The 14,874-nt window shown below is 59.5% G+C and carries 13 protein-coding genes and 1 tRNA gene; 11 read left to right on the plus strand and 3 right to left on the minus strand.

From position 1 onward, the window contains the following. Positions 1–93 precede the first annotated feature (93 nt). The 5 genes from CLU80_RS14450 to CLU80_RS14470 all read left to right on the plus strand — a co-directional run bounded on the left by CLU80_RS14450 (position 94) and on the right by CLU80_RS14470 (position 3,919). Entirely contained in the window at positions 94–654 is a 561-nt protein-coding gene (locus CLU80_RS14450; protein WP_093440364.1) for a YbhB/YbcL family Raf kinase inhibitor-like protein, read from the plus strand. A gap of 87 nt (positions 655–741) precedes the next feature. Next, positions 742–2,421: a vWA domain-containing protein gene (locus CLU80_RS14455; RefSeq protein WP_099757680.1), complete on the plus strand. Its 1,680-nt coding sequence runs from the start codon at positions 742–744 to the stop codon at positions 2,419–2,421. A gap of 30 nt (positions 2,422–2,451) precedes the next feature. Then, positions 2,452–3,033, plus strand: coding sequence for an RNA polymerase sigma factor (locus CLU80_RS14460; protein WP_286079822.1), 582 nt, complete (start codon positions 2,452–2,454; stop codon positions 3,031–3,033). Beyond that, positions 3,030–3,626 (plus strand): hypothetical protein, encoded by a 597-nt coding sequence (locus tag CLU80_RS14465; protein ID WP_099757682.1) that lies wholly within the window; start codon positions 3,030–3,032, stop codon positions 3,624–3,626. The genes CLU80_RS14460 and CLU80_RS14465 overlap by 4 nt, the downstream gene beginning before the upstream one ends. Before the next feature lie 20 nt (positions 3,627–3,646). Beyond that, positions 3,647–3,919 carry a hypothetical protein gene (locus CLU80_RS14470; RefSeq protein WP_256573969.1) on the plus strand — a complete coding sequence of 91 codons (273 nt, stop codon included), beginning with the start codon at positions 3,647–3,649 and terminating at the stop codon, positions 3,917–3,919. 77 nt (positions 3,920–3,996) lie between these two features. Here CLU80_RS14470 and CLU80_RS14475 read toward each other — a convergent pair. Beyond that, positions 3,997–4,073, minus strand: a tRNA-Arg gene (locus CLU80_RS14475). A gap of 442 nt (positions 4,074–4,515) precedes the next feature. On the opposite strand from CLU80_RS14475, the gene gabD reads away from it, so the two are divergent. From gabD to CLU80_RS14490, 3 genes are all read left to right on the plus strand, one after another. Beyond that, positions 4,516–5,958 (plus strand): NADP-dependent succinate-semialdehyde dehydrogenase, encoded by a 1,443-nt coding sequence (gene gabD, locus CLU80_RS14480; protein ID WP_093440380.1) that lies wholly within the window; start codon positions 4,516–4,518, stop codon positions 5,956–5,958. Between the two features lie 184 nt (positions 5,959–6,142). Then, complete coding sequence (gene gabT, locus CLU80_RS14485; RefSeq protein WP_099757683.1) at positions 6,143–7,420, plus strand: 4-aminobutyrate--2-oxoglutarate transaminase; 1,278 nt, start codon at positions 6,143–6,145, stop codon at positions 7,418–7,420. 139 nt (positions 7,421–7,559) lie between these two features. Next, entirely contained in the window at positions 7,560–8,771 is a 1,212-nt protein-coding gene (locus tag CLU80_RS14490) for a response regulator (RefSeq protein ID WP_093440384.1), read from the plus strand. Between the two features lie 134 nt (positions 8,772–8,905). Here CLU80_RS14490 and CLU80_RS14495 read toward each other — a convergent pair whose 3' ends face one another. Further along, on the minus strand, positions 8,906–9,895 hold the full coding sequence (locus CLU80_RS14495; RefSeq protein ID WP_093440388.1) for a GGDEF domain-containing protein: 990 nt from the start codon (positions 9,893–9,895) through the stop codon (positions 8,906–8,908). A 143-nt stretch (positions 9,896–10,038) separates the two neighbouring features. Beyond that, positions 10,039–11,223, minus strand: a complete 1,185-nt coding sequence (desA, locus tag CLU80_RS14500; protein WP_093440393.1) for a delta-9 fatty acid desaturase DesA — start codon at positions 11,221–11,223, stop codon at positions 10,039–10,041. Between the two features lie 146 nt (positions 11,224–11,369). Between desA and dibA the strand changes: the two genes are divergently transcribed. The 3 genes from dibA (at position 11,370) to CLU80_RS14515 (ending at position 14,858) form a co-directional block, all read left to right on the plus strand. After that, complete coding sequence (gene dibA, locus CLU80_RS14505) at positions 11,370–13,289, plus strand: phosphodiesterase DibA (RefSeq protein ID WP_093440397.1); 1,920 nt, start codon at positions 11,370–11,372, stop codon at positions 13,287–13,289. A gap of 237 nt (positions 13,290–13,526) precedes the next feature. Continuing rightward, entirely contained in the window at positions 13,527–13,709 is a 183-nt protein-coding gene (gene oscA, locus CLU80_RS14510) for a sulfur starvation response protein OscA (RefSeq protein ID WP_034151822.1), read from the plus strand. A 135-nt stretch (positions 13,710–13,844) separates the two neighbouring features. Beyond that, complete coding sequence (locus CLU80_RS14515) at positions 13,845–14,858, plus strand: sulfate ABC transporter substrate-binding protein (RefSeq protein ID WP_034151823.1); 1,014 nt, start codon at positions 13,845–13,847, stop codon at positions 14,856–14,858. Positions 14,859–14,874: the final 16 nt, after the last annotated feature.

The raw sequence follows: 14,874 nt of genomic DNA on the forward strand, positions 1-14,874 counted from the left end.
GCGAGGTTCAGCCATTTGCTACTGCCACGGCGCGAACGGTACAGCTATAGTTTGCAAGCCGACGACGGCCCAACTGCACAAGGTGCTCCCGGAATGACCCGATTGACCTCTCTCAACCCATGGCTGGCGGCTCTCGCCGTCACCCTTTGCGTGCAGTTTCCGGCGCAGGCCCAGGAGCGTTTCACCCTGAACATCCCGGGTGTTTCCGATAACCGCCTGTTCACCTCGGCAGCGGCCAGCGATGCACCCGGCTGCGGCGGCAAGAACCAGTCGCCAGCGCTGAGCTGGAACGCTGGACCTGTCGGCACCCAGAGCTACGCGATCGTCATGCACGACCCGGATGGCCAGAAAGGCCTGGGCGTCGATCACTGGATTCATTACGGCATCAAAGCCACCACGCACCAGATTGCAGCGGGCGTCGGTGCCAAATCCGCGCTCGAAGGTCTCGGCGGCACCAACAGCAAGGGCAACACCCATTACATGGGGCCGTGCCCGCCAGTGGGCGACAGTGCGCACCACTACATCATCCAGATCTACGCGCTGGATCTGGCCCCGGACGCCTTGCCCGCCGGTCTGACCCGCGCCGAGCTGATGGAAAAAATCAAAGGCCATGTGCTGCGCAACAGCAGTGCGGTGCGGCGTTATCACCGCTGAAAATATTTTTAGCGGCGTTTAACCCGAACTGAAAGGGCTGCCCGTCTCAGTGGATGAATGATCAATTTCATCCCGAGGTCAGCCCCCATGTCTCATTCTCTTTTGCGTCCTGTTGCGGTTGGTGTGCTGCTGGCGCTCGCCGGTTGCGGTGCTTCGTCCACACCCGATTCCGCTGCTGTGCCAGCGCCGGCGCAGCCTGAGGTGCTGGTTCAACAGGAAGCCGTGATGGCTGACAGCTCAATGGCCAAACGCGCGCTGTACAGGATGCCCAATGCGGGCAGCGCGCCGATGCCGTTGAGTGAAAGTTATCCACAGAGCTATCGCGACGAGCAGCGCGAGCAGTATCAGACGTTGGCCGATAACCCGATCCACAGCGTCGCCGAGGCACCGGTTTCGACTTTCAGCGCCGACGTCGATACGGGCGCTTATGCCAACGTCCGGCGCTTGCTCAATCAGGGCCGACTGCCGCCGGAAGGCGCGGTGAGGCTGGAGGAAATGGTCAATTACTTCCCCTACGACTACGCGCTGCCCAGTGATGGCTCGCCCTTCGGCGTGACCACCGAACTGGCCGCTTCACCGTGGAACCCGCACACGCGCTTGCTGCGCATCGGCATCAAGGCCTCCGACCGAGCCGTGGCGGAACTGGCCCCGGCCAATCTGGTATTTCTGGTCGACGTGTCCGGCTCGATGGATCGCCGCGAAGGCCTGCCGATGGTCAAAAGCACGCTGAAATTACTGGTCGATCAGTTGCGTGATCAGGATCGCGTTTCGTTGGTGGTGTATGCCGGCGAATCGAGAGTGGTACTGGAGCCGACCTCCGGACGCGAGAAAGCGAAAATTCGTACAGCCATCGAGCAATTGACCGCCGGTGGCTCGACCGCTGGCGCCTCGGGTATCGAACTGGCCTACCAAATGGCGCAGCAGGCCTTCATCCCCAAAGGCATCAACCGCATCCTCCTGGCCACTGATGGTGACTTCAATGTCGGCGTCAGCGACTTCGACAGCCTCAAGCAAATGGCTGTGGATAAACGCAAAAGCGGGATTTCGCTGACGACCCTGGGTTTCGGTGTGGATAACTACAATGAACACTTGATGGAACAACTGGCCGACGCTGGCGATGGTAACTACGCCTATATCGACAACCTGCGCGAGGCACGCAAAGTATTGGTGGATCAGTTGAGTTCGACCCTCGCCGTGGTGGCGCAAAACGTCAAACTGCAGGTGGAATTCAACCCGGCGCAGGTCAGCGAATATCGCCTGCTCGGCTACGAGAACCGTGCGTTGAAGCGTGAGGACTTCAGTAATGACAAAGTCGATGCCGGCGAAATCGGCGCAGGACACACGGTGACCGCGCTGTACGAAATTGTTCCGGCGGGCGAGCAGGGCTGGCTGGAGCCGCTGCGTTACGGCAAATCCGACGCTGTTGTTTCGGCAAAGAGCGGAGAATTAGCAATGCTGCGTGTGCGTTATCAGCGTGCCGAAGGTGGGAAAAGTCTGCTGATCGAACGGCCCATCGCCAATCAGGTTGTAACTGCCAGCGAAGACCTGCGCTTTGCCGCTGCCGTCGCCGCGTTTTCCCAACAACTCAAGGACGCTCGCTATACCGGCGACTTCAGCCTGAAAGACACCGAAGCACTGGCTCGCGGCGCTCGTGGCGATGATCGCTTTGGTCTGCGCAATGAGTTTGTGCAACTGGTCGAATTGGCGCAGAGCTTGCGCAGTTCAACCGCATCGAACGCGTTGGCCACTGAACAACGGATCGAATAAGTGAGTCGTCTGAAAGGCTTCATCAGTCAGCTGTTTGCCTCGGCAGACAGCTCAACCGCCAGCAGCGATGAATCGCTGCTGGCGCGTTATCGCGAGGGCGACAGCGCGGCGTTCGAGACCTTGTACGCGCGTCATCGCCAAGGCCTGTATCGGTTTCTGCTCGGATTGAGCGGCAAACCGGAACTGGCCGACGAGGTGTTTCAGGAAACCTGGCTGAGCCTGATCCGCAGCAGCAGTCAGCCACAAGGGCGGGCGACATTTCGTACGTGGTTGTTCCAGATTGCCCGTAATCGCCTGATCGACCACTGGCGCAAACACGGCGCCCGGCAACCGTTGCACGACAGCTACGACGAGCAAAATCACGCGGTCAGCGATGAGGCAAATGATCCCGAACAGCTGCTCAGCCTCAGTCGAGACAGCCAGCGCCTGGAAAGCGCCCTGCAAACCCTGCCTGCCGACCAGCGCGAGGTGTTTTTGCTGCGCGCCCACGGCGACCTCGACCTGGCACAAATCGCCAGCCTCACCGAAACACCGCTGGAAACCGTCAAAAGCCGCTTGCGCTACGCCCAGCAAAAACTGCGTCGGCTGCTGGCCGAGGAGGTACTGACATGACTGACGCCCGCCAGACACCGGAAGATTCGGTGATTAAACATGTTCGCGAACAGCACAACGCTGAACCGCCAGCGCATCTGGATGCGTTCATCCTCAACGCTGCGCAGCGTCAAACCCCTGCGCCGAAACCAAGCCTGTGGCAACGCTGGGCGGATTTATGTCGCAAACCACGCTGGCAGGTTGCATTCGCCAGCCTCGTCGGCGTGGCATTGATGTTGTCACTGGTACAGCGCGCTCCTGAGCCGCTGCGTCATTACGACTACGCCCCAGCCCCCAAACTTGCCGTACCGATGACCGACACGGATTCAGCGCAACTGCACCGATTGTCCGCTCCGGCCGGCGCCATGCCGGCACCTGCGCCGATGATGGAAATGGCCGCGCCGATGCAAGATCAAGCCATCAGCGCCGATGAAGCCAAATTCAGCAAACGCGCCACCGCCCCGGCCAACGGCCTCGACGCACAACTGCGCGAAGTCCTGCGCCTACGCGAATCCGGCCAATCGCAAGCCGCCGACAGGCTGTTCAACAACCTGCACAAACGCTACCCGAACGCCGATCTCGACGCCCGACTCCAACAGCTGCAGAAAAAATGACCGCCTGACCCCTCAGCCATTTGGCATTGCCCCGCAAAAACGCGCACTATCGGGGCATTGCCGATGCGCTGGAGGACAACGTGGCAGCAAAAATTGACCGCATCGCCCAACTGCTCAACTGCCCGGAGAAGGGCGAAGAGATGCGGCGAGCGATTACCGAGACGCGTAAGGAATTTCTGCTGAATCAGCCGGAAGAGGATGTCGTTGATGAAGACGACGCTTTTGAAGAGGTTGAGGAGGAAGAGGATGACGATGACGATGATTACGACGAGTTCGACTGGACGACGGAGTAACGTCGTTCCGGTCCATTTACTTCACCCACAAAAAAGCCCCGGACCATCACAGTCCGGGGCTTTCTCGTTTAAATCAATGGTGCACCAGGCGGGATTCGAACCCACGACCCCTGCCTTCGGAGGGCAGTACTCTATCCAGCTGAGCTACTGGTGCAGCGGGCGACATCATACCTAGGTCGACTCGGGGCGTCCATGCCGGGTTTTGGCGGGTATTGTCAGTGCGCGTGTCCGCGCAAATCGCGGTATTCCATAAAGCGGTAACGTCCTGCAAAACCCTCGCTTGGCGCTTTCGTGGGACTGTTCTATGGTTTTGCTGCGGCTGAGGCTTTTGGCTCGTTGATCTGAAAAATTCCACAAATACGCCGTTTTTGTTCTTTTTTTCGAACGACCTATTGTCCTTTAACCCCTTTGATCCTACGATCCGTTTGAGATTTCAAACGCTCGTTGACCGGGCGTTGAAGCGCCGGTGTTTCGAATCGTGCACGGTTGATGCGCCACGCCCGGTCACTGATTTCCCTGACGGCAGCCTTGCGAGGCGCCTTTCTACAATCATAATTTGCTCCGCGCAGGCCGCGGTGCTGTTAAGGAAAGCCGACATGCAGCTTAAAGACACCCTGTTGTTCCGCCAGCAAGCCTTCATTGATGGCGCTTGGGTCGATGCGGACAACGGTCAGACGATCAAGGTCAACAACCCGGCCACCGGCGAAATCCTCGGTACCGTGCCAAAAATGGGCGCTGCCGAAACCCGCCGTGCCATCGAAGCTGCTGACAAGGCGCTGCCGGCCTGGCGTGCCCTGACCGCCAAAGAGCGTGCCGGCAAGCTGCGTCGCTGGTTCGAACTGATGATCGAGAACCAGGACGACCTCGCACGCCTGATGACCCTCGAACAGGGCAAGCCGCTGGCCGAAGCCAAGGGCGAAATCGTTTACGCCGCTTCGTTCATCGAGTGGTTCGCCGAAGAAGCCAAGCGCATCTACGGTGACGTGATTCCGGGCCACCAGCCAGACAAACGCCTGATCGTGATCAAGCAGCCAATCGGCGTGACCGCCGCGATCACCCCGTGGAACTTCCCGGCGGCGATGATCACCCGTAAGGCCGGTCCAGCACTGGCTGCCGGTTGCACCATGGTGCTCAAGCCTGCTTCGCAAACTCCGTTTTCCGCTTTCGCGTTGGCCGAACTGGCCCAGCGCGCGGGTATTCCTGCGGGCGTGTTCAGCGTGGTCTCCGGCAGCGCTGGCGACATCGGCAGCGAGCTGACCAGCAACCCGATTGTGCGCAAACTGTCCTTCACCGGTTCGACCGAAATCGGTCGTCAACTGATGTCGGAATGCGCCAAGGACATCAAGAAAGTCTCGCTGGAACTGGGCGGCAACGCGCCGTTCATCGTGTTCGACGACGCGGACCTGGATAAGGCCGTCGAAGGCGCGATCATTTCCAAGTACCGCAACAACGGCCAGACCTGCGTCTGCGCCAACCGTCTGTACATTCAGGATTCGGTCTACGACGCGTTCGCCGAGAAGCTGAAAGTGGCGGTGGCGAAACTGAAGATCGGCAACGGTCTGGAAGACGGCACCACCACTGGCCCACTGATCGACGAAAAAGCCGTGGCCAAGGTGCAAGAGCACATTGCTGACGCCGTAGCCAAAGGCGCCACCGTGCTGGCTGGCGGCAAGCCAATGGAAGGTAACTTCTTCGAGCCGACCATCCTCACCAACGTGCCGAAAAACGCCGCTGTGGCCAAGGAAGAAACCTTCGGTCCGCTGGCGCCGCTGTTCCGCTTCAAAGATGAAGCCGAAGTGATCGCGATGTCCAACGACACCGAGTTCGGTCTGGCCTCTTACTTCTACGCTCGTGATCTCGGTCGTGTGTTCCGCGTCGCGGAAGCGCTGGAATACGGCATGGTCGGCGTCAACACCGGGCTGATCTCCAACGAAGTCGCGCCGTTCGGCGGCATCAAGGCCTCGGGCCTGGGCCGTGAAGGCTCCAAGTACGGCATCGAAGATTACCTGGAAATCAAATACCTCTGCCTGGGCATCTAAGCCCTGTAAGAGACCGCTGCAAACGCAAAGGGCACGAGAGCGCTGTCCCTTTGCGTCGTTTCAAACCGGAATTTTCTCTGCGGCCAGGAACGCCGTGGCAGTCGATCATCGCATGCTGCCACCGTCGATTTCTCCCGCTAATCCTTGAACCACGCCGCCCGATGAGCGGCGAATGAGGACTGTAATGAGCAAGACTAACGCTGAACTGATGGCCCGTCGTACCGCAGCTGTTCCACGTGGTGTCGGCCAGATTCACCCGATCTTCGCTGAATCGGCGAAGAACGCCACCGTGACTGATGTTGAAGGTCGTGAATTCATCGACTTCGCCGGCGGTATCGCGGTACTGAACACCGGCCACGTGCACCCGAAAATCATCGCCGCCGTGACCGAACAGCTGAACAAGCTGACTCACACCTGCTTCCAGGTACTGGCTTACGAGCCGTACGTTGAGCTTTGCGAGAAAATCAACGCCAAGGTGCCAGGTGATTTCGCCAAGAAAACCCTGCTGGTCACCACCGGTTCCGAAGCCGTTGAAAACGCCGTGAAAATCGCCCGTGCCGCCACTGGCCGCGCTGGCGTGATCGCCTTCACCGGCGCTTACCACGGTCGCACCATGATGACCTTGGGCCTGACCGGTAAAGTCGTGCCGTACTCGGCCGGCATGGGCCTGATGCCAGGCGGCATCTTCCGCGCGCTGTACCCGAACGAACTGCACGGCGTGAGCATCGATGATTCGATCGCTTCCATCGAACGCATCTTCAAGAACGACGCTGAGCCGAAAGACATCGCCGCGATCATCATCGAACCTGTGCAGGGTGAAGGTGGTTTCTACGTTGCGCCGAAAGAGTTCATGAAGCGTCTGCGTGCCCTGTGCGACCAGCACGGCATCCTGCTGATCGCTGACGAAGTACAGACTGGCGCTGGCCGTACCGGCACCTTCTTCGCCATGGAGCAGATGGGCGTTGCTGCCGACCTGACCACCTTCGCCAAATCCATCGCAGGCGGCTTCCCGCTGGCCGGTGTGTGCGGCAAGGCCGAATACATGGACGCCATCGCCCCGGGTGGCCTGGGCGGCACTTACGCCGGTAGCCCGATCGCTTGCGCCGCTGCGCTGGCGGTGATGGAAGTGTTCGAAGAAGAGCAACTGCTGGACCGCTGCAAGGCTGTCGGCGAGCGTCTGGTTACTGGCCTGAAAGCTATCCAGGCCAATTATCCGGTGATCGGCGAAGTCCGTGCCCTGGGCGCGATGATCGCGGTCGAGCTGTTCGAAAACGGCGACAGCCACAAGCCGAACGCCGCCGCTGTAGCGTCCGTTGTGGCCAAGGCGCGCGACAAGGGCCTGATCCTGCTGTCCTGCGGCACCTACGGCAACGTTCTGCGCGTCCTCGTACCGCTGACCTCGCCGGACGAGCAACTGGACAAAGGTCTGGCGATCATCGAAGAGTGCTTCTCGGAGCTGTAAGCCGCGCACTGTGTGATCGGATAGACAAAAAAACCCGCTTCGGCGGGTTTTTTTCGCCCCGTGAACCTATCAATTGCTTTAGCGCTGTATCGAATGGCCAGCATTGGCTAAGGTTCAGGCATTGCAAGGGAGAGCGCGCATGACTGCCGTTGATTTACCCGCCGTACCCCGAGTGCTGATTGCCGAGGCCGATCCGTGGTCCCGGGACCTGCTCAAACAAGTGCTCCTGAACGTGCGTTGCGATGCGCGGATAGACTTGTGCGCCGACGGGCAGCAAGCCCTGTCATTGCTCAGTGAAGTGCCGTATGACCTGGCGATCGTTGATTGGGAGTTGCCCGGCATCGATGGTTTGAGCGTGCTGCGCAGCGTGCGCCAGCGCAAACGCAATCCGCCGTTGCCGTTCATCCTGATGAGCAGCCGCAACGACAGCGCCAGCGTGCGCGAAGCGCTTCCGTTGGCACCAACGGCCTATCTGACCAAACCACTGAACATGGAAAGCCTGACCGAGCGTTTGCAGGGCTTGCTGCTGAATGCCGGTGAAGAGGTTTTCTGTGAAGTACCGGCATTGGCGCCGGGCATGACCTTGTCGGTGTTTCTCGAGCGACGTCGTGAGCAGGCTGACGGTGCGCCGTTGATGACCGATGTGCAGGTGGCGGTGAAGCGCAGCCTCAATCCCAATGGCCTCGATCTGAAGCTGTTGGAAGATGAGATCAAGACCGACCCACAAATCACGGCGGTGCTGATCGCTGCGGCCAACAGCGCGGCGCAGCACCATGGCGCGCCGGTGCAGACACTGGCGCAGGCCCTGCATCGGCTGGGCACCGGGCAGAGCATGAACCTGATTCTGGGGCTGGCACTCAAGCGTAGCGCCAGGCTCAGCGATCCATGTTTGGCGGACTATGCCGAACGTTACTGGGGGTTGTCGCTGCACACCGCTGAATATGCGCGCACCCTCGCGCGGCTGCTCGATCTCGATCAGGAACGCTGTTACTGCGCGGGCATGCTGCATCGCCTGGGTGATCTGGCGTTGCTGCGTTGTCTGCAGGAGTGGAAGCAGGCCGGCGGAGAGCTGGATGAGTGGGAGGAGGTGGGCGACGCGCTGGCCGAGTTTGGCGCGGCTTATGGTTCGGCGTTGCGTACCCGATGGCGCCTGCCGCTGGAATTGCGGGAGCTGATTGCGTCGGTCTACCAACTCGGCGGCGGGGTGTATTCCCGTGAGGCGTTGGTGATGAACATGGCAGCGCAGATGGCGCATCTGACCGAGCATGAAGGCGTTGAGGAACTGGCGAAGAGTCGCACGGCGCGGTTGCTGAAGATTGGCTTGCCGGAATTGATGCGGATGCGCAAATAACCTGACTTACGCAAACCCCTGTAGGAGTGAGCCTGCTCGCGATGCTGAGTGTCAGACACCAACGGTTCGTTTGACACTCAGCATCGCGAGCAGGCTCACTCCTACAATGGATCTCTGTGTAGCTGAGATACGGGTCAGGCAGAAATGATGCGGTTCTTGCCCTGTCGCTTGGCCTCATACATCGCCGCATCCGCGCGGGCGAACAGGCTGTCGAGGCTGTCGTCGGTCTCGGTCAGACTGGTCAACCCCTGGCTGACGGTGATACCGAACGTCTGGCCATCATGGCTGAAACTCAACCGTTGAATCTCCTGCTGCAGCCGTTCCGCCACTTGCATGGCCATGTCCGGCGCACAACCGGGAAATACCGCTGCAAACTCTTCGCCGCCAATCCGCCCGAACAGATCTCCTCGACGTAATGACCCGCGCCCGCACTCGGCAATCCGCTGCAACACGTTGTCGCCTTCGGGATGACCGTAGGTGTCGTTGATCATTTTGAAGTCATCGATATCCAGCAGCAGAAAGGCCATTTGCGCGCCCTGCACCCGCGCTACTTCGAACTCGCGATTGGCGCACTCGAAGAAGTGCCGGCGATTGCTGCTTTGTGTCAGCACGTCGGTAGTCGCCAAACGGTGCAGCTCGGTTTCCATCTGCTTCTTGTCAGTAATGTCTTCGGCGATGCCGACGATGATCACCGGCTGACCGGGTTCGTCCTGACGGTTGATGAAGCATTTGTCGCTGAGCCAGCGCACCTGGCCGTCGGCGGCGATGATCCGGTATTCGCGATCTTCCACCGCGCCTTTATGCAGCACTTCGGCGAGGCTGCGTTCGGCGTAGTCGAGATCGTCGGGGTAGATGCTGTCGCGCCACTGGTTGTAGTCGGCGAGCAGCAGGCCAGCAGAACGGCCGAAAATCCGTTCATAGGCGGGGCTGACGTACAGCACCTGCCGGGTTTCCCAGTTGAAGGCCCAGAGCACGGCGTTGACGCTGACCAGCAAGGAGCTGAACAGCTGCTCGCGTTCGCTCAGACGAGCGACTTCACCTTGGGCGTGCATCAACGCCATAAGGGTTTGCGCGGCTTCGGGCCACTGCGGGAAGGATGAGTCTTTTTGATTGTTGTTGACCATCGGCACAGATCTCAAAGGACGTGCCGCAATTCGACAACGGCCACAATACAGCCCGCCGGGATGGCGAAGTGTCTTTGAGATAGGCGATTTTTGGCGAAGTTCCGAAGGGTGCACCCGGGAGCCGGGTGCACCGATCAACGGTCTCAGACCGCGGCAGGACGCAACGAGTAGGTTTTCAACTGATCAGCAAATTCGCGCAGGGACTGGATGCCGCTGGCTTCTGCCTCGTGAATCCACTCTTTGATGGCCGCGAGCATGTCGTGGCCATTTGCACTGGTCTTGACCCAGATCTGCTGCAGGGCCAGGCGTTTTTCGTAAATTACCTTCAGTGCCTGGCTGTGCTCGAGCATGGTCTGGATGCGCAAGTGATGACGATCTTCCAGCAGGCTGGTTTCCCGCGACAGCAGGCGTTTGGCACGGTGGAACTGGTGACGCACCGAATGATCGACCTTGGCCAGCTCTTGCTTGACCAGCGGGCCGATTACCAGCTTGCGGTACTGGGCCATGATCTGGAAGCGGTTGTTGAGGATGGCCATGGCGGTGTCCATGTCCAGATTGCCCTTGCCTTCGACACGGTGGGCGATCGGCGCGACACGCTGAACCTTGGCCAGACGCAGGAAACAGAAGACTTTGATCCACGCCCAACCGAGGTCGAACTCCCACTTTTTCACCGAGAGCTTGGCCGAGTTAGGGTAGGTGTGGTGGTTGTTGTGCAGTTCTTCACCGCCGATCAGGATGCCCCAAGGCACCAGATTGGTCGCCGCGTCGCGGCATTCGAAGTTGCGATAGCCGACGGCATGGCCCAGGCCATTGATCACGCCAGCGGCCCACACCGGGATCCACATCATCTGGATCGCCCAGATGGTGATGCCGATGGTGCCGAACAGTAGCAGGTCGATAACGCCCATGATCGCCACGCCCAACAGCGGGTAGCGGCTGTAGACGTTGCGTTCGATCCAGTCTTCGGGGCAGTTCTTGCCGTAGATGCGCAGGGTTTCCGGGTTCTGCGCTTCGGCACGATACAGCTCGGCGCCGGTGCGCAGCACGATGGAAAGGCCTTTGATGACCGGACTGTGCGGGTCATCTTCGGTTTCGCACTTGGCGTGATGCTTACGGTGGATGGCGGTCCACTCGCGGGTGTTCTGCGCCGTGGTCAGCCACAGCCAGAAACGGAAAAAGTGCTTCAGGCCGGCATTCAGCTCCAGCGAGCGATGGGCCGAGTAGCGGTGCAGATAGACCGTGACGGCGACAATCGTCACGTGGGTCATCAGCAGGGTGACTGCGACCAGAGACCAGGCCGACAAGCCAAGAAAACCTTCGTACCACATAGGCTATAGGGCCCTCGATAAAGATAAAAACAGCCGTTGCATTATCACCAAGCACACAGATAAAACCAGTCGCCCTTTCAGATAAGAGTCGCTGGATGTTTCTTGACCTATAATTCCAACCTTTTTGTAGGGACATGGACAGCCGAATGCGTGCCACTTACCGCGATGCTTTGCGTGCAGCGCTGCTCTATCTCGTACTTGCGGTTGTCTGGCTGCAGGGAACTGATCATTTATTAAACAATTTCTTCGATAACTCCGTCGATCTTGCCCGATGGCAACTGATCAACGGTTACGTGTTTGCGGCGCTCAGCGCCGGGCTGATCTTTCTGGCGCGGGCGCGCTTGTGCGAGTTTCTCGGAATCGGTGCGCGGTTGCGCGAGCGCCACGCTGATCGCGAACGCCTGCGTCAAGCGGCGGCCGTTTTCGATTGCACCCGCGAAGGGGTGTTGGTCACCAACCACCAAGGGCTGATCGTGCACGTCAATCGGGCGTTTATCGAGATCACCGGTTATCAGCGTGAAGAAGTCCTCGGGCAGCAGCCGAGCTTGTTCAAGTCCGGTCACCATCCGCCGGGGTTCTACCAAGCGATGTTCGCCACCCTGGAGTCGCAGGGCGAGTGGAGTGGCGAGATCTGGAATCGGCGTAAGAGCGGCGAGATTTATCCACAGTGGCAAACCATCCGGGTCATTCACGATGATCAGGGCCGGCTCAGCCATTACGTTGCGGTGTTTTCCGATATCAGCGCCATCAAGGATTCCGAGCATGAACTCAAACACCTGGCGCACCACGATCCGCTGACCGATCTGCCCAATCGCCTGCTGTTCAGCGACCGCGCCGAGCAGGCGCTGGCTTCGGCGCAGATCCACAAGCGCGGCTGCGCGTTACTGATGCTCGATCTCGATCATTTCAAAATGATCAACGACAGCCTTGGCCATAACGTCGGCGATCGCTTGCTCAAGGCAGTCGCGGCGCGCCTGCAAGAACTGTTTGGCCCCGGTATCACCCTGGCGCGCCTGGGCGGCGACGAGTTCGCGGTGTTGGCAGAGAGTTGTCCACAGCCGGTGCAGGCAGCGGCGCTGGCACAACGGATTCTCGATGCGCTGAAGGAGCCGTTCAGCATTGATGGCAATCAGTTGTTCATCAACGCCAGCCTCGGCATCAGCCTGTTCCCCAGCGACGCGCTAAGCGCCGAGCAACTGTTGCGCAATGCCGATGCGGCGCTGTTCAAGGCCAAGAGCAGCGGCCGCAACGGTTATGCCTTGTATACCGAAGAACTCACCGCCCACGCCCAGCAACGTGTGGAGATCGCATTCGAGTTGCGCCGGGCGCTGGAGCAGCAGGAACTGCGGGTTTATTACCAACCGGTGCATGACTTGAAAACCAGTCGCTTGATTGGCGTTGAAGCGTTGGTGCGCTGGCAGCATCCGCAACGCGGTCTGGTCTCGCCTGCGGAGTTCATCCCGATTGCCGAACGCACCGGTTTGATCGCTGAAATCGACGCCTGGGTCATGCAGCAGGCGTGTCGGCAAATGTGCCAATGGCGGCAGGCCGGAGTGGTGTTGTCGTTTGTCGCAGTGAATGTCTCGTCGCGGCTGTTTGCCCGGCGCGAGTTGTACCAGCAGGTGGCGCAGGTGCTGCACGACACCGGACTGGATCCGGCATATCTGGAGCTGGAAGTCACTGAAAGTGCAGTGATGGATGATCCGGAAGTCGCGCTGGAGCAGATGCACCGTTTGCGCGAATTGGGTATTCGCCTGGCCATCGATGATTTCGGCACGGGTTACTCGTCACTGCTGCGACTCAAGCGCTTGCCAGTGCAGAAGCTGAAGATCGATCAGGGTTTCGTTGCCGGGTTGCCGTGGGATGAGGATGACGTGGCGATTGTCCGGGTGATCATCGCGCTGGCCCGAAGCATGGGCATGCAGGTGCATGCCGAGGGCATCGAGCAGGTTGAGCAGGCGGCGTTTCTGCTTGAGCAGGAATGTGATCTGGGGCAGGGCTACTGGTTTGGGCGACCGGCTCCGGCGCAGGAGATTGATTGGGCGAGAACTCCGGTGGTTAGCTAAGACAGGGGCAAACTTGTTCCTGCGCTCAGCAAAGGGGCGCTCTGCGTCGGCCCAAAATCGCAGCGCAGAGCGCCGCCGGCTGCATTCCCACGCGGAGCGTGGGAACGATCAGTTTTTCAGTTATATAAACATTCTTAAATAGTCTTTTTAAGAATATCTGCGCCTCTCTTATATTGCTCCCACGCCGAACGCAGTGCCGCCCACTGCCAGGCAAATCCCATTCAAAGGAGCAGCACCATGAGCGCATCCCTTCGCAGCGTTGACGGTCAGGACGAAACCACCATCTTGCGTGAAATCCAGAGCGCTCTGCGCGATCTGCGTTTCGGCGCGGTGGAGATCACTGTGCACAACGCCCAGGTCGTGCAGATCGAACGCAAAGAGAAATTCCGTTTGCAGCAACCGGGCAAACAACCGGGCTAAAAGATCGCAGCCTGCGGCAGCTCCTACAGGGGGCTGTGCGTAGGAGCTGTCGAAGGCTGCAATCTTTGAACCGACAACACGATTCCCGAAATACATAAGAAAAAGCCACCACCCAGAATTCCAGGAGCTTTCACCATGTCGTCGATTCGCCGTTACGCTTTGGCCGCCCTGGCCAGTGCTGTGTTTGCCGGTTCCGCGGTTGCCAAGGATTACGAACTGCTCAACGTGTCGTATGACCCGACGCGCGAGCTGTATCAGGACTACAACGCTGAATTCATCAAGTTCTGGCAGAAAGATCACGCCGGCGACACCGTGAAAATCCAGCAATCCCATGGCGGTTCGGGCAAGCAGGGCCGTGCGGTGATCGACGGTCTGCGTGCCGACGTAGTGACCCTGGCGCTGGCCGGCGACATCGACGAAATCGCCAAACTCGGCAAGACCCTGCCCGCCGACTGGCAGAAGCGTCTGCCGGAAGCGAGCACGCCGTACACCTCGACCATCGTCTTCCTGGTGCGCAAGGGCAACCCGAAAGGCATCAAGGACTGGGGCGATCTGGTCAAGAACGACGTCTCGGTGATCACCCCGAACCCGAAAACCTCCGGCGGTGCGCGCTGGAACTTCCTCGCCGCATGGGCCTACGGCCTGAAAGCCAACGGCGGTGACGAAGCCAAAGCCAAAGAATATGTGCAGACCCTGTTCAAGCACGTGCCGATTCTCGACACCGGTGCACGCGGTTCGACCATTACCTTCGTCAACAACGGTCAGGGTGACGTGTTGCTGGCCTGGGAAAACGAAGCGTTCCTGGCACTGAAAGAAGATGGCGGCGCCGACAAGTTCGACATCGTCGTGCCTTCGCTGTCGATCCTCGCCGAGCCGCCGGTTGCCGTGGTCGACAAGAACGCCGAGAAAAAAGGCAACGAGCAGATCGCCGAAGCCTACCTGAAGCACCTGTACAGCCCGGCCGGTCAGGAAATTGCCGCGAAGAACTTCTACCGTCCGCGTGATAAGGACGTGGCTGCCAAGTACGCTCAGCAGTTCCCGAAACTGGAACTGGTGACCATCGACAAAGACTTCGGCGGCTGGAAAACCGCACAGCCGAAGTTCTTCAACGACGGTGGCGTGTTCGACCAGATTTATCAGGCGCAGTAATCTGACTTCAGCCACA

The organism is Pseudomonas sp. 29, from assembly GCF_002754355.1.
Lineage (GTDB): Bacteria > Pseudomonadota > Gammaproteobacteria > Pseudomonadales > Pseudomonadaceae > Aquipseudomonas > Aquipseudomonas neuropathica.

Excerpts from the sequence above, each read along its gene's own strand:
- CLU80_RS14450 (WP_093440364.1), top strand. The coding sequence starts at position 94 with ATGACCCGATTGACCTCTCTCAACCCATGGCTGGCGGCTCTCGCCGTC.
- CLU80_RS14455 (WP_099757680.1), top strand. The coding sequence starts at position 742 with ATGTCTCATTCTCTTTTGCGTCCTGTTGCGGTTGGTGTGCTGCTGGCG.
- CLU80_RS14465 (WP_099757682.1), top strand. The coding sequence starts at position 3,030 with ATGACTGACGCCCGCCAGACACCGGAAGATTCGGTGATTAAACATGTT.
- gabD (WP_093440380.1), top strand. The coding sequence starts at position 4,516 with ATGCAGCTTAAAGACACCCTGTTGTTCCGCCAGCAAGCCTTCATTGAT.
- gabT (WP_099757683.1), top strand. The coding sequence starts at position 6,143 with ATGAGCAAGACTAACGCTGAACTGATGGCCCGTCGTACCGCAGCTGTT.
- CLU80_RS14490 (WP_093440384.1), top strand. The coding sequence starts at position 7,560 with ATGACTGCCGTTGATTTACCCGCCGTACCCCGAGTGCTGATTGCCGAG.
- CLU80_RS14495 (WP_093440388.1), bottom strand. The coding sequence starts at position 9,895 with ATGGTCAACAACAATCAAAAAGACTCATCCTTCCCGCAGTGGCCCGAA.
- desA (WP_093440393.1), bottom strand. The coding sequence starts at position 11,223 with ATGTGGTACGAAGGTTTTCTTGGCTTGTCGGCCTGGTCTCTGGTCGCA.
- dibA (WP_093440397.1), top strand. The coding sequence starts at position 11,370 with ATGCGTGCCACTTACCGCGATGCTTTGCGTGCAGCGCTGCTCTATCTC.
- oscA (WP_034151822.1), top strand. The coding sequence starts at position 13,527 with ATGAGCGCATCCCTTCGCAGCGTTGACGGTCAGGACGAAACCACCATC.
- CLU80_RS14515 (WP_034151823.1), top strand. The coding sequence starts at position 13,845 with ATGTCGTCGATTCGCCGTTACGCTTTGGCCGCCCTGGCCAGTGCTGTG.